Source organism: Comamonas sediminis (assembly GCF_041107495.1).
Taxonomy (GTDB): Bacteria; Pseudomonadota; Gammaproteobacteria; order Burkholderiales; family Burkholderiaceae_C; genus Comamonas; species Comamonas sediminis.
Map to the genome: position 1 here is coordinate 57,822 of NZ_JBGBDC010000006.1, position 13,360 is coordinate 71,181.

General features: G+C 65.4%; 13 protein-coding genes. 6 read left to right on the forward strand and 7 right to left on the reverse strand.

Going from position 1 to position 13,360, the window contains the following annotated elements:
* The 7 genes from AB7A72_RS14335 to AB7A72_RS14365 are packed head-to-tail and all read right to left on the reverse strand — an operon-like array spanning position 1 to position 6,232.
* A complete protein-coding gene (locus tag AB7A72_RS14335) occupies positions 1-375 on the reverse strand; it encodes a hypothetical protein (protein ID WP_369460377.1) in 375 nt (124 codons plus the stop codon).
* A complete protein-coding gene (locus tag AB7A72_RS14340; protein WP_239810663.1) occupies positions 365-1,300 on the reverse strand; it encodes an alpha/beta hydrolase in 936 nt (311 codons plus the stop codon). Before AB7A72_RS14340 ends, AB7A72_RS14335 begins: the two co-directional genes overlap by 11 nt.
* Positions 1,297-2,007: an MtnX-like HAD-IB family phosphatase gene (locus AB7A72_RS14345; protein ID WP_369460378.1), complete on the reverse strand. Its 711-nt coding sequence runs from the start codon at positions 2,005-2,007 to the stop codon at positions 1,297-1,299. The genes AB7A72_RS14340 and AB7A72_RS14345 overlap by 4 nt, the downstream gene beginning before the upstream one ends.
* Positions 2,000-2,929, reverse strand: coding sequence for an efflux RND transporter periplasmic adaptor subunit (locus tag AB7A72_RS14350; protein ID WP_369460379.1), 930 nt, complete (start codon positions 2,927-2,929; stop codon positions 2,000-2,002). The genes AB7A72_RS14345 and AB7A72_RS14350 overlap by 8 nt, the downstream gene beginning before the upstream one ends.
* Positions 2,926-3,654, reverse strand: a complete 729-nt coding sequence (locus AB7A72_RS14355; protein ID WP_369460380.1) for an ABC transporter ATP-binding protein — start codon at positions 3,652-3,654, stop codon at positions 2,926-2,928. Before AB7A72_RS14355 ends, AB7A72_RS14350 begins: the two co-directional genes overlap by 4 nt.
* Positions 3,655-3,665: 11 nt before the next feature.
* Positions 3,666-4,811, reverse strand: a complete 1,146-nt coding sequence (locus tag AB7A72_RS14360) for an ABC transporter permease (RefSeq protein WP_369460381.1) — start codon at positions 4,809-4,811, stop codon at positions 3,666-3,668.
* Entirely contained in the window at positions 4,808-6,232 is a 1,425-nt protein-coding gene (locus AB7A72_RS14365) for a TolC family protein (protein WP_312529253.1), read from the reverse strand. The genes AB7A72_RS14360 and AB7A72_RS14365 overlap by 4 nt, the downstream gene beginning before the upstream one ends.
* Before the next feature lie 239 nt (positions 6,233-6,471).
* Between AB7A72_RS14365 and AB7A72_RS14370 the strand changes: the two genes are divergently transcribed.
* The 6 genes from AB7A72_RS14370 (at position 6,472) to AB7A72_RS14395 (ending at position 13,302) form a co-directional block, all read left to right on the forward strand.
* Positions 6,472-7,197, forward strand: a complete 726-nt coding sequence (locus tag AB7A72_RS14370) for a response regulator (protein WP_239810669.1) — start codon at positions 6,472-6,474, stop codon at positions 7,195-7,197.
* Complete coding sequence (locus AB7A72_RS14375) at positions 7,182-8,351, forward strand: HAMP domain-containing sensor histidine kinase (RefSeq protein ID WP_369460382.1); 1,170 nt, start codon at positions 7,182-7,184, stop codon at positions 8,349-8,351. Before AB7A72_RS14370 ends, AB7A72_RS14375 begins: the two co-directional genes overlap by 16 nt.
* A 144-nt stretch (positions 8,352-8,495) precedes the next feature.
* Positions 8,496-9,251, forward strand: coding sequence for an RNA pseudouridine synthase (locus AB7A72_RS14380; protein ID WP_369460383.1), 756 nt, complete (start codon positions 8,496-8,498; stop codon positions 9,249-9,251).
* 319 nt (positions 9,252-9,570) lie between these two features.
* Positions 9,571-10,674: a CobW family GTP-binding protein gene (locus AB7A72_RS14385; RefSeq protein WP_369460384.1), complete on the forward strand. Its 1,104-nt coding sequence runs from the start codon at positions 9,571-9,573 to the stop codon at positions 10,672-10,674.
* A gap of 438 nt (positions 10,675-11,112) precedes the next feature.
* Positions 11,113-11,595 carry an RNA polymerase-binding protein DksA gene (gene dksA / locus AB7A72_RS14390; RefSeq protein ID WP_027010726.1) on the forward strand — a complete coding sequence of 161 codons (483 nt, stop codon included), beginning with the start codon at positions 11,113-11,115 and terminating at the stop codon, positions 11,593-11,595.
* 42 nt (positions 11,596-11,637) lie between these two features.
* Complete coding sequence (locus AB7A72_RS14395; protein ID WP_369460385.1) at positions 11,638-13,302, forward strand: hypothetical protein; 1,665 nt, start codon at positions 11,638-11,640, stop codon at positions 13,300-13,302.
* Positions 13,303-13,360 lie beyond the last annotated feature (58 nt).

A 13,360-nucleotide genomic window follows, 5' to 3' on the forward strand; every position in this document is an offset into this window, starting at 1 on the left:
TTACCCCTTGAGCCCGACGACGGCCACACCGATGGAGACCAGTACGATGCCTGCGACCCGCAGCGGTGCCAGCTTTTCCTGGAAGAACAGGCGCCCGGCCACCATGATGGCCACAATGTTGATGCTGCCCAGCAGTACGCCATCGGACAGCGGGACCAGAGACAGAAAGGCCAGCCAGGCAACGAATTCCACCACGTAGCAGGCACCGCCGATCCAGATCCAGGGGCGTGCCAGCATGAAGCGCCAGTGGGCCATGCCGGTGGCCGTGCTGGGGGTCTGGGTGGCAGCGGCCTTGAACGCCAGTTGCCCGCCGCTGTCGACCAGGATATTGATCAGCCACAGGCTGACCACCAGCGGCGTGATGTCAGCGCCCATGGGCCACTGCCTGTGTGCGTGCGCCGCCGATACGGGCGACAAAGTCATGCACCTTGGCGATCACCGTGCGGCGCTCGCGGTCGATCGTGATCATGTGGTAGCAGTTGTCGAGCAGCACGACCTCGACCCTCGCATGGACCGCGCCGGTGGCGATGTCCTCGGCATTGGAGCGGTGGGAGATGTCGTCCTCCCTGGCATGGATGGCCAGGCAGGGCGCGCGCAAATCCCGCAGGTGGCTGCGAACATGGGCCGAAAGCCTGCGCAGCTCGATGATGGACCACCAGGGATTGCCAGGCAGGCCGGCAGCAGCGCTGTCGCCGCTGTGCATCTGCGCCACCACCCTTGCGCGCAGGGCCTCGTCCTTGATGCCGTAAGGGGGGGCTTCCATGAACACGCGGTCGCGGCCGATGCCCAGCAGCCGAAACAGCGGCAGCAGAAAGGCCAGCCTGGTGTAGCGCGGAATGCTCCAGCCGTCATAGCGGAAGGTGGTGGACAGCGCCGCCACCCCGGCGACCTGGCGCGGGTGCGAGGTGGCCACCGCCAGCGACAGCAAGGCGCCCATCGACAGACCGCCGACGACGACCCGGTCCACATGGGGTGCAAAGCGCAGCAGCGCCGATTGCACGCTGGCGAGCCAGTCGGTCCAGCGCGTCTGGACCAGGTCCTGCATGCTGCCGCAGTGGCCTGCCAGCTGCACCGCGTAGACGGTAAAGCCTTCGCGGTTGAGGCCCTTGGCCAGCAGGCGCATTTCGGCTGGGGTGCCGGTCAGGCCGTGCACCAGCAGCACGCCGGTGCGTGCGGCCGTGCCGGAGCCGGGCAGGGCGAATTCGTGGGGTGTCAGGCACAGGGTTTGCAAGGCTGCTTCTGCGGCCCTTTCCTGCGGTTGGCCCGCCAGATGCTGGGCCAGTGCGTCATGGGGATTCATGCGAGGGCCTCCTGCTGCTGCATGAACTGCTGCAGCCACGGGGTGGCGTCACTGAAACCGAGGAACGGTGCATGCGCAATGCCATGCCGTTCGCAGTGGCCGATCAGCCGGTGCTTGGCCAGCACATAGTCGGCCTCGTGGGCGACGCAAAAGTCTGAGGTGCTGTCGCCCACATAGAGCACGCGCCCGGTGATTGCCTGCTGCGCCGCCAGGCGCTCGCACTTGCAGTTGCCGCTGGCACGCTTGCAGTGCGGGCTCGCCCAGGGGGCCTCCAGTGCCCAGCGCCGGGTGTCTTTCTGCACGAGGCGGTTGGCAATGACCTCCAGGTGGCCCAGGCCATGGCGTGCCAGCACGCGCTGGATCGCATAGTCGATTCCGTCGCTGACCACCTGTACCCGCAGACCCAGCACTTGCGCTGCCTGCACAAAGCCGGGGAAGCCGGGGTCGATGGCGATGCCGTCCAGGTGGGCGTCCAGCTCCTGCTGGTCCATGTCCAGCAGCGCGACCTGGCCTTGCATGCAGTCACGCGATCCGATGTCGCCACGCTCCCAGGCGTCTTCCAGACCGGTCCAGCCAGGCAGGCCAAAGCGCTGCAACAGGCTGTCGGTGACATCGACCAGGCTGATCGTGCCGTCAAAGTCGGACTGGATCATCCAGCCAGCGGCGTTGTGGCAGGCAGGCGCCTGCGCAGGCAAGTGTTTATTCATGGAAGCTCACTCTCACGTTCTGGCCCACACGCACATTGCCGGGAGCCGTCTCGAACTCGAGCACGCACTCGACCACGCGCAACGGTCCGCGCTGGGCGTCGTCCTGCAGGGTGGAAGGCCCATACATGGGGTTGATGCGCAGCACCCGGGCCTCGGGCAGCGCGGTGCTGCTGTCGTTGTCCAGCACCACGCTGGCGCGCATGCCTTTTTGCACCGTGCCGGCAAAGCTCTCGTTGAGCTCTGCGCGGATGCGCAGCGGGCGCAGCGGCAGCAGCCGCATCGCCGCCTGGCTGGTGTGGACCTGGCTGCCGACCTGGGCGCGCAGATGCACCACGGTGGCGGCCTCTGGCGCATGCAGGGCATACAGGCGCTGGCGCTCGCGCAACTGCTGGGTCTTGGTCTGGGCCAGCTTCACCTCGGCCTGTGCCACCTCGGCCTCGGATTGCGCATTGCGCAGCGCGGCCTGGGCGTTGTCCACCTCCTGCAGATCGGCCGCGCCATCGCGGGCAGCGGCCTGCAGGCGCTTGAGCTGGGTCTGCAGCAGCGGCAGCTTGGCGGCCAGCGCCTTGTGCCTGGCCTGGGCCAATTGGTACGAGGACTGGGCTACGGACAGCTCTGCACGCAGGTCCTCGTCATGGACCTTGAGCAGCAGCTGGCCGGCCTGGACCTGCTGGCCTTCGCGGACGGCAATCTGCTGCACGGTGCCGTCGACGGCGGTGGCCAACTCCAGCAGACCGCCGTCGACCTCGATCTTGCCCCGGGCCACGGCCACCGGCTTTTGGTGCTGCTGGGTGGTGTTGGCAACGGCCGGGCTATCGGCTGCCGGTGTGCAGCCTGCGAGCCCGCCGCCTGCCAGGCACAGCAGGCCCAGCAGATGCCAGGCATGCGGAACGGGCCAAGAGGTTGTGTGGGTCTTGGTCAAGTTGGGTTCTCCATCATGGTGTTTTGGCGCCGGTCGCGGTACACGGCGCCGTCTTCCATATCCAGTACGCGATCGGCATGCCCCACCAGGCGCGGATCGTGGCTGACGCAAAGCACCGTGGTGCCGTGGCTGCGGGCTACGCGGTGGAGGATGTCGATCACGCGTTGTCCGCTTTCGGCGTCCAGCGCGCTGGTTGGCTCATCGGCAAACAACAGCTGCGGGGCCTTGGCCAGCGCGCGGGCGATGGCGACGCGTTGCTTTTCGCCGCCGGACAGCTCGGCCGGCCGCATGTGCGCGCGGTGGGACAGGCCGACTTCATCGAGCGCGTCCTGCGCCCGTTTCAAGGTCTCGGCGCGCCGTATGCCGAGGTACCCTAGCGGCAGCTGGACCTGCTCCAATGCCGTCAGCGCCGGAAACAGGTTGAAGCCCTGGAACACAAAGCCGGTGTGCAGCAACCGAAAGCGCTCCATCTCGCGGGCGGGCATGGTCGTCAGGTTCTGGCCCAGTGCAAACGTCTGGCCTTCATCGGGCGTGAGCAGGCCCGACATCAGCGACAGCAAGGTGCTTTTGCCGCAGCCCGAGGGGCCGGAGATCAGCGTCAACTCGCTGGAATACAGATCCACCGAAAGGTCCTGCAGAACCTGGATGCGGATGGCGCCGGACACATAGCTTTTGCGCAATCCGACGGCCTGCAGCGTGGGGGTGGAGCGGGGGGGATGGGTCATCGCACCACCTCTCATCGCAGCAGGGTGGCCGGATCGGTGCGCAAAAGCACACGCATCGCGCCAAGGCCCGACAGCAACGCCAACGTAGCGACCAGTGCGGCGCAGGCCAGCACTGCTTGCAGATTGAGCGCGACAGGCACCCGGTAGACTTGGGCCAGCGAGACCAGCGCCACGCTGGCGATGGTGGTCAGCAGCAGGCCGGCGGCGCCGATCCAGCATGCCTGCTCCACGACCACCCGGCCCAGCGCTGCACGGCTGACGCCCAGCGCATTGAGCACCGCATACTCGCGCACCGAACCGGCGATCACGCCCTTGAGTGACTGGCTGGTGACGACAGCGCCGACCAGGCAGACGACGATGGCCATGAACAGCACGCCGGCACCGGCGCCGGTATCGAGCATCCAGTAGCGCTGGGAGCGGTGCGCAAAGCTGTCGGCAGTCCAGACTTCGTGCGGGCCGAAGCTGCGCGACTCGCTGCTCAGGCGCTGTTGCACGGCGTGGTTGTCCACCCCTTTGCGCACGCGCGCCAGCAGGTAGGTGCTGCCCTGGCTGGGTGCACTGCCCGCGATCTGGTGTGCGCTCTCCAGCGAGGCCAGTACGTTGACGCCTCCCAGACCCCGCAAGCCATCGACGGCGGCCACCACCCGGACGCGGTGGTTGTTGATCCAGGCGGTGCCGCCCTCATGGGTGGCCAGACTGGCCAGATCGGCGCGGTCCACGATGACGGCGCCGGGCTCGCGCAGCAGCTTGCGCTGCCACGGCGCAATGACCCGGTCGAACACCATGGCGGTGCCGGAGGTGGAGATGCCCGAGAGGTAGACCGATACTGCACCGGCGGCCTGGCCCGTGCCCTGGTCGGCGCGCCAGTCGCCATCCACCCAGACATACGGTTCGACCGCGCGGATGTCCGGATCCATGCGCAGGCGCATTTCCACATCCGGGCCGATGTTGCGGCCAAAGTTCACGCTTTGGGTGCCGGGGTAGCCGACCCACAGGTCGGCCGAGCTGGCGGTGATGTAGATCGCCGCCGAGCTGAAAATGCCCAGCACCAGCGCAGCCTGCATGACCAGCAGCACACCGGCAAAGCCCACCGCGAAGACCGACGGGACAAATCGGCGCCACTCGTAGACCAGGGTTTTGCGCGCCAGGGCAATCATCGTGTGGCTCCCGGCGTGTCAGGTGGGGCTTGCGCTGGCAGCGGGGCGCCGCCCAGCGCCTGGAACAGGGCCACAAAGGCCAGTGCCTGCGCGGCCTGGGCCACACTTTGTTGGCTTTGGTGCAGCAGCAGCTGGCGGCGCGGCTCCAAGGTGTCGAGCTCACTGGCCAGGCCCAGCTGCTGGCGGCGCTGCAGCTGCTGGGCGCGGCTGCGCAGCAGCGGCGTCTGGGCATCGAGCGATTGCTGGCGCAGCTGTTGTGCGCTCAAGCCTGCCAATGCGGTTTCCACCTCGGCCACACCGTCCAGCACGCTTTGCCGGTAGGCCTTGACGGCGTTGTCCATCTGCAGCGCGTCGGCATCGGCCTGCGCACGCCGGCGGCCCCAGTCGAACAGTGGAATGTCGATGACCGGGCCGAGCATGGGCTCGTGGTTGGAGCTGGAGCGGCGGTTTTGCGTCAGGTTGTAGGAGAACAGCAGCGAGCCACCGAGCGCAAAGCGGGGGTAGAGCGCCGAGTTCGACAGGCCCGCAGCGGCAGCGGCGCGCTGCACCGCGGCTTCGGCCGCGAGGATGGCCGGGCGGCTGCGCAGCAGCTCGGCCGGCAGCACCTGCAGCTTGAGCGCTGCTGCGCTGGGGATGTGGGGGGTGCTGGAGGCGGCCAGCCAGGCGGCGTCAGGCTCGCTGCGGCCCAGCAGCGCCGCCAGCGCATGCGCGGCGCGCGCCTGGTGCTGCAGCAGTTCCGCCTCCTGGCCGCGGCTGCGGTTGAGTTCCAGGTGGGCCTGCTGCACCTGCTCGGTGCTGCCCATGCGCTGCTGCACCCGGACCTGCTGCAGCTGCAGCCGGCGCGTATCGAGCTGCAGTTGCTGGTCCAGCCCAAAGCGTTGCTGCTGCGCTACGCAGATCTCCAGATAGCGTTGCACCACATTGGCGACGAGCTGGATTTTGGCTGCTTGCAACTGCGCCTGGGCATCGAGCAGCTGGCCCTGGCCGTCGAGCGCGGTGGATTCAGCGGCGCCAAACAGGCCGAGGTTCCAGCTCATGTCCAGGCTGGCATGGAAGTAGGAGTCGAGCGCGGCCACGTCCTGCAGCGTGCGCACGCCCGCAGTGAGCTCTGGCTTGTAGGCGGCGGTGGCCGTGCCCAGCAGGATGCGCTGGGCCTGCAGCCGGCCTTGGGCCTGGGCCAGGTCCAGGTTCTGGGCCAGCGCCTGCTCCACCAGCCTGTCCAGGGCCGGATCGCCCAGGAGTTTCCACCAGGCGGCCAGATCGGCAGCCTGGATGGCGCGCGCATCGGCCGCGCTGGTGCCAGCCTGGCGCCACTGCGCCGGGGTGTCAGGCTGGAGCGAGGGCTGCGGCGGCGTCATGCAACCGGCCAGCAAAGCGGCGGGTGCCAGTGCCAGCAGTGTTTTGCAGAACAAGGGTTTCACGTGCAATGGAGTCGGTTCTTGGCCGGTGGCGGCCGTGGCGGCCTGGCCGCGCAGGCAGGACAAATATGCGGTCCATTCAACCCTGCCAAGCTTGCGCAAGCTTGCACAATTGATGGAGGAAACATGGAGGCCGCCCAGGCGTGCAGCAGGCGGTCGGCACGGTCATAATGGCTTGTTTCAACAGCGTGCGGGCCTCTTTTTGATGGTGCCGCTGGAGCCTATTTGTGAATGCGTCCGCGATGAAACTACCTACGCCACCTGTGGCGGCTCCGCTGGTGCTCGTCGTGGAGGACGAGCCCGGCATCGCCACGATCTTGGTGGCCTACCTGGAACGCGATGGCCTGCGCACCTTGTTTGCGCGCGATGGCGAGCAGGCCGTGCAGCTTTTCCGCCAACACCAGCCCGACCTGGTGCTGCTGGACATCCATCTGCCCGGCATGGACGGTGTCGACGTACTGCGCTTTATCCGCGACCAGGGCCAGACCCCGGTGATCATGGTGACGGCACTGGCTGACGATGTGGACAAGCTGGTGGCCCTGCGCCTGGGTGCGGATGATTACGTGGTCAAGCCTTTCAACCCCGCCGAAGTGGTGGCGCGCGTGCGTGCGGTGCTGCGCCGCAGCCAACCCAAGGCTGCGTCCGTGCCGATGGCGCCGATCCGCGTAGGCGCGCTGGAGATAAACCCGGCCGAGCACAGCGCCCGGGTCTATGACCTGGCCGGGCAGGCCATACCGTTGCCGCTGACACTGACCGAGTTCCGCCTGCTGGCGTTGCTGGCCTCGCAGCCCCGGCGCTGCTTTTCCCGTGCGCAGCTGATCGAGCATTGCCTGCCCGAGAGCGATGCGCTGGAGCGGGTCATCGACTCGCACCTGTCCAAGCTGCGGCGCAAACTGCAGCTGGCCGGCCAGGAAGAGCTGATCGAGACCGTGCGCAGCATTGGATACCGTCTATGGCCCGGGGACTGAACCGCATCTGGGTCCGCTTTGGCTTCTGGATCGCCGGCACTCTGCTCAGTACGATTGCACTGCTGAGCGCCTGTGCCTGGGCGTTCAACGCGGTGCAGTACAACCAGTTCTACCAAAGCCTGCCCACATCGGTGCGGGTAGAGCTCGATGACCTGATCGAGCGCGACCTGGACAACAGCCCGCGCGCGATGCAGATCTATGGTGAATACTGGCGCGGCGAAGTGTTCTTTGGCGAGCAGGTGTCGCTGTTCATCGGCCTGCTGGTCTGCCTGCCGTTTGGCCTGGCGATGGGCTTTTTTGTATCGCGCTACATCACGCGGCCGCTGGCATCGATGGTGGAGGTGGCGCAGCGTGTGGCGCACGGGGATTTCAGCTCAACCCGGGTGGTCGAGGAGGGCGCGCACGGCGAGCTCAAGGAGGTGGTGCATACCTTCAACGCGATGATCGATGCGCTGCAAAAGCTCAATGCCGAGCGCCAGGCCTCGGCCGCGTCCATCTCGCATGAACTGCGCACGCCGCTGTCGGTGCTCAAGACCCATCTGCATGCGATGTGCGATGGCGTCATCGTCCCCAGCGAGCTGGAGTTTCGGCTGCTGCTGGCGCAGACCGAGCACCTGGGCCGGCTGATTGACGACCTGCATACCTTGGCGATGGCCGAAGCGGGCGAGATGTCGCTGCGCAAGGAGCGCCTGAGTATGGGCGCGCTGGTGCGCGAGAGCCTGCAGGAGCTCCAGCCTCAGCTGCAGCAGGCCGAAATGGCGCTGTCGCAGGTACTGCCCGAGGACGATGCCATCAGCGTGATCCGCGCTGACCCTTTGCGCATGCGCCAGATCATTGCCAACCTGGTCGGCAATGCGCTGCGCCACGCGGCCAGCGGGCACTGGCTGGAGGTGGAAGTGCGCAGTACGCGGGATGCGCAAGGGCATGTCTGGGTGGAGCTGCTGGTCAGCGATGCCGGCCCTGGCCTGCCGCAGGAGTTGCGGGCCCACCCTTTCCGGCGCTTTGCGATGGCGCCGGGGCGGCGCAAGCGGGAGGGCTCGGGCCTGGGGCTGTCCATTGTGCAGGCGCTGACCGAGTTGCAGGGGGGCGTGGCGCATGCCGAAAGCTCGTCCCGAGGCGGTGCACGCTTCCGTTTGCGTTTTGCGCCCGCTTGAGCCGGCCCGGGCTCGCAGTACCCGCGCAGGGCGCTGGCGACGGCAGGCGCTTAAAATAGCCCATGTGCTCTGCAGCTGCAGAGCTTTGCTATTTTTGAAGGAGCGGATGGTGCGGTACCGTGCCACGCCGCAGTGTTGCTGCCCATGCAAGCCCAAGACCCCCAAGCCATTCGCCTGTCCAAGCGCCTGGCGAGCGACATCGGTTGCTCGCGCGCCGAGGCCGAGCACTATATCGATGCCGGCTTTGTGACCGTGGATGGCCAGATCCAGGACACCCCGGGTGCCCGTGTGTTGCCCAGCCAGACGGTCTTGTTGCAGCCAGGCGCCGATCTGCGTCCGATCCAGCCGGTGACCTTGCTGCTGCACAAGCCGGCGGGCTACAGCCTGCGCGCGCTGGAGCCCGGCCGCCCCGGCCTCGGTGCGCTGGACCTGCTGACGCCGGAGAACCTGGCTGAGGTAGACACACCGCAGCCCGTTCGGCCTTTGCCGCGCCATTTTCGCCACCAGCAGTTCTTGCTGCCCATTCCCCGCGCTGCCAGTGGCCTGGTGGTCTACAGCCAGGATCCCCGCATCATCCGCCACCTGAGCGACGAGGCCGACTTGCTGGAGCAGGAATGCCTGGCCGAGGTACAAGGCGAGATGATCGAGGAGGGCCTGGCCCTGCTGGCCAATGGTCTGTATGTCGATGGCGAGCGCCTGCCTCCTCTCAAGGCCAGCTGGCAAAACGAGACCCATCTGCGATTTGCGCTCAAACGCGTAGCCCCTGAATGGCTGCCCGCCATCTGTGCCGCGCTCGGACTGGAGCTGGTGTCGCTCAAGCGTTTGCGGATCGGCCGGATATCGCTGAGCAAGCTGCCCCCAGGGCAATGGCGCTATCTGCAGGGTTACGAGCGGTTTTAAAGGGCCCAGGGCGGGAATACGCCCGCAGTGTGCAGCTGGCTGCAGGTTGGTATTAATTTGATAGCAAATTGCTTCGATCTCACTAGGCTTTGATGAAGGCCAATGCCTGCGGCCAGGCCGCAGGCAAAACATGCCACAATAGCCCGCTTCTGGCATGGCCGCAGAATTTACTGCAGCGGTCTTGATATTGCCTGGCATGGCCCCACATAACGGTGTTTGATACAAAGGCCTGTGCTTGCGCGATGGGCCGGTGGGCGGACAGGCCGGGCGCGTGGCGCGGCTTGCGATGGCCACCTTATGTGTAACTATCAGGGGTCCTATGTCACTCATTCCAGTCACCATCCTCACGGGCTTTTTGGGCTCGGGCAAAACCACGCTGCTCAAGCGCGTGCTGCATGAGTCGCACGGCATGAAGATCGCCGTGATCGAGAACGAGTTCGGCGAAGAAAACATCGACACCGACATCCTCAAGACGGAATCGAAAGAGCAGATTCTGCAGATGAGCAATGGCTGCATCTGCTGCACCATCCGTGAAGACCTGCGCGAAGCGCTGCAGCTGCTGGCCGCCAAGCGCCGCAAGGGCATGGTGGATTTCGAGCGCATCGTGATCGAGACCACGGGCCTGGCCGACCCGGGCCCGGTTGCGCAGACCTTCTTCATGGATGAAGAGATCGCCGAAACCTATTTGATCGACTCCATCATCACCCTGGTGGATGCCAAGCACGCCGGCCAGCAGCTCGATACCCGTCAGGAAGCACGCCGCCAGGTGGGCTTTGCTGACCAGATCTTCCTGTCCAAGACCGACCTGGTGAGCGAGGCGGACAAGGACGCGCTGGTCCACCGCCTCAAGCACATGAACCCGCGCGCACCGATCCGTGCGGTGCATTTTGGCGATGTGCCGCTGAAGGATGTGTTCGATCTGCGCGGCTTCAACCTGAATGCCACGCTCAACATCGACCCGGACTTCCTCAAGGAAGAAGGCCATGACCACGCGCATGTGCATGACGAGCATTGCGGCCACGACCATGACCATGTGCACGACGAAAACTGCGGTCACGACCATGGCCACGACCACGAACATGGCGAGCACTGCAACCACCCGCACCACCACCACCATGACGACGATGTGAAGAGCTTCGTCTACCGCGTGGACAAGGCCTTTGACCCGGCCAAGCTCGAGGACTTTCTGGGCGCCATTGTGAACATTTATGGCCCGCGCATGCTGCGTTACAAGGGCGTGCTGGCGATGAAGGGCACCGACCGCAAGGTCATTTTCCAGGGCGTGCACCAGCTCATGGGCAGCGATTTGGGACCCGAGTGGGGTGCCGACGAGCGCCGCCAGAGCAAGATGGTCTTCATTGGCATCGATCTGCCGCAGGACATACTGCGCCAAGGTCTGGACCAGTGCGTGGTCGAGGCCTGATCCCCGGCCGCAGGCTTTGCCAGCGGTAGCCCTCGGGGAAACCCCGCGTTGCATCGGGGCTGCAATCACTTGTTGCCGTGCCGCGATGCCATATACAATCGCGGCCCGAAATGCAGCAAAGCAGGCAAGCGGTAAGGCACGGGGCCGTGCTTGACCCAAGAGATGTCGATGAGAGGGCGCTGTGGCGCTGGGGCAGGGGCCCGTGCACAGCGTTGATGGAGAAGGAGGCTTGTGCAAGCGAGCTGAACGCTGCCAGCGAGTGGCGTCGGCCTGCAAGATGACGGAGATGCGGGCACCTGCCCGACTTCATAGATGTGCCAGGATCCTGCCGGATCCGGGCGAGTTGATCAGGGGGCTGAGCCTGCCGGGCTTGGCACCTTTTGTAACGAGACGGACATCCGTCGCATGTAAGAACTGCGCTAGCCAGTCGAGAGAACTATGCCTACCACTACGCAAACCATCCCTAAACGCGACGCCAAGCTGGCCAATGCCTGGAAGTCCAAGACGGTAGACACCCTCACTGACGATGAGGTGCTGTCCATGCCGGAGAGCGAATACATGAACGACATCCAGTTGGCGTTCTTTCGCAAGAAGCTGGTGGAACTGAAGACCGGTATCCACCTCAATGCCGATGCCACGACGGAAAACCTGCGCGAAGACACCGTCGTCGTGCCCGATCCGGCAGACCGCGCTACCATTGAGGAAGAGCATGCGCTTGTCTTGCGTACGCGCGACCGCGAGCGTAAGCTCTTGAAGAAGATCGACCAGTCGATCAGCCGCATCGATGCGGGTGACTACGGCTATTGCGACGAGACGGGTGAGCCCATTGGTGTGGGCCGTCTGCTGGCGCGTCCTACGGCCACGTTGTCACTGGAGGCGCAGCAGCGCCGCGAACTGAAGCAAAAAATGTTTGGTGACTGAAGCTGAGGCAGCGCACCGGACACATAAGGGGAGGGAGTAACCATGAGTGAGGCTCAGAAGCCAAACAAGGGTTTGTTGTCCAAAGTGGTGCGCTTTGTTACCAAACCCACGACACAGTGGTCGGAGCTGGACAGGACGCCGGAGCCGGAGAATCCAGAGGCGCAGTTTTCCAAACAGGCGCTCAAGGAGATCATGGAGCGCAAGCGCCGCAACGACTTTGTGCGCAAGCTGGAGTTTGACCAGCTGCGCAAGATCCGTCGCGAGGCCAACAAGTCCAGCAGCGCAGGCGCCGATGGTCTGGGCGCTGCCAGCTCGGCAGCGATGCTCGAGGGCGGCGCCGCGCCCGATGGCGCTGCCATTGCCGCGGGCAAGCCTGCCCATCCTTCGCACACCATCGAGAAAATCAACCAGATCGAGCGGCAGATGTCCAAGCAGTGGTGGTCGGGCGACAGCGCCAGTGCGCCGGCGGCCGCGCCCAGCGCTACGACTGAAACTGCACCTGCCAGTGCCCCTGTGCCGGTTGCGCCTGCTGCTGCACCGCTGGCCGCAGAACCTGCCGAGCCGGCCGCAGTGCCTGCAGTGGCTCCTGCGCAGGCCACCTTGCCTCCAGCCGCTTTCGATGCGCAGGTCGAATCCGCCCGCTTCATCCACGATACCGATCTCGAAGAGGCGGCAGTGCTGTTTGCCAATGGTGATGCAGCGGGCGCCGAGGCATCGCTGCTGGCGCTGGTGCAGCAGCGCCGAGGCGACCTGATGGGCCAGCTGACGATCTGGTTGACGCTGTTCGACCTCTACCGTGCGACCGGCGACCAGACCAAGTTTGATTTCCATGCGATCGAGTTCGCCAGCAAATACGGCCGCTCGGCACCGGTGTGGTTTTCGATGCCGCAGGAGCTGGGCGCCAAGGCTTTGCAAGGGGGGGATGCGCCGGCAGAAGAGGTGCGGCTGCTCAACTGGCAGGCTCCGCCGGTGCTCAGTGTCGCTGCACTCAATGGCCTGTTGGGCAACCTCAAGCGCTTTGCGCCACCCTGGACCTTGAACTGGTCCCGCGTGACCGAGGTGCGCGACGAGGCGGTAGTGCCGTTGCTGGCACAGTTTCGCGCCTGGGCGGACAAGCCGGATGTGCGCCTGGTGTTTGCCGGGGCAGACCAGTTGTTGTCGGTGCTCGAAGCGCAAACACCTGTTGGTGACAACCAGGTGCGCCAGGACCTGTGGTCGCTGCGCATGGCGTTGCTGCGATTGCTGCGGTTGGAGCAGGATTTTGAAGCCGCTGCGCTCGATTACTGCATTACCTATGAGGTATCACCACCGTCCTGGGTGCCACCTCGGGCAGAGATGAGCAGTGACAGCACCCGCTCGGGCGCACCGTTCGCGCCCGATTTGTCCCTGGTGCTGGATCTGCCGGAGAGAAAGCCAGCGGTTGCCGACAGCCCGCAGGCCGTGCTTGAAGGCGTTGTTGAAGGGGACGTCTCCCGGCAGTTGGACACCTTCAGCCCGATGGTGCAGCCCGACATGCCGTTCACCGTGCGCTGCGACCGCCTGATGCGCATCGATTTTGTGGCCGCCGGCTCGGTGCTGAACTGGGTGGCCGAATGCCAGCAGAAGAATGTGCTTGTTCGCTTTGGCAATCTGCACCGTCTGAATGCCGTGTTCTTCAACCTGATTGGCATCAACGAGCATTCCATCGTCAACCAGCGCGAGAACTGAAGGGGCTGCGATGCCTCGCGACGAACGCACCCTCGGGTGCGTTTTTTAATTTGCGCCT

Excerpts from the sequence above, each read along its gene's own strand:
- AB7A72_RS14345 (WP_369460378.1), bottom strand. The coding sequence starts at position 2,007 with ATGAATAAACACTTGCCTGCGCAGGCGCCTGCCTGCCACAACGCCGCT.
- dksA (WP_027010726.1), top strand. The coding sequence starts at position 11,113 with ATGCCTACCACTACGCAAACCATCCCTAAACGCGACGCCAAGCTGGCC.
- AB7A72_RS14380 (WP_369460383.1), top strand. The coding sequence starts at position 8,496 with ATGCAAGCCCAAGACCCCCAAGCCATTCGCCTGTCCAAGCGCCTGGCG.
- AB7A72_RS14360 (WP_369460381.1), bottom strand. The coding sequence starts at position 4,811 with ATGATTGCCCTGGCGCGCAAAACCCTGGTCTACGAGTGGCGCCGATTT.
- AB7A72_RS14335 (WP_369460377.1), bottom strand. The coding sequence starts at position 375 with ATGGGCGCTGACATCACGCCGCTGGTGGTCAGCCTGTGGCTGATCAAT.
- AB7A72_RS14340 (WP_239810663.1), bottom strand. The coding sequence starts at position 1,300 with ATGAATCCCCATGACGCACTGGCCCAGCATCTGGCGGGCCAACCGCAG.
- AB7A72_RS14395 (WP_369460385.1), top strand. The coding sequence starts at position 11,638 with ATGAGTGAGGCTCAGAAGCCAAACAAGGGTTTGTTGTCCAAAGTGGTG.
- AB7A72_RS14370 (WP_239810669.1), top strand. The coding sequence starts at position 6,472 with ATGAAACTACCTACGCCACCTGTGGCGGCTCCGCTGGTGCTCGTCGTG.
- AB7A72_RS14385 (WP_369460384.1), top strand. The coding sequence starts at position 9,571 with ATGTCACTCATTCCAGTCACCATCCTCACGGGCTTTTTGGGCTCGGGC.
- AB7A72_RS14355 (WP_369460380.1), bottom strand. The coding sequence starts at position 3,654 with ATGACCCATCCCCCCCGCTCCACCCCCACGCTGCAGGCCGTCGGATTG.
- AB7A72_RS14375 (WP_369460382.1), top strand. The coding sequence starts at position 7,182 with ATGGCCCGGGGACTGAACCGCATCTGGGTCCGCTTTGGCTTCTGGATC.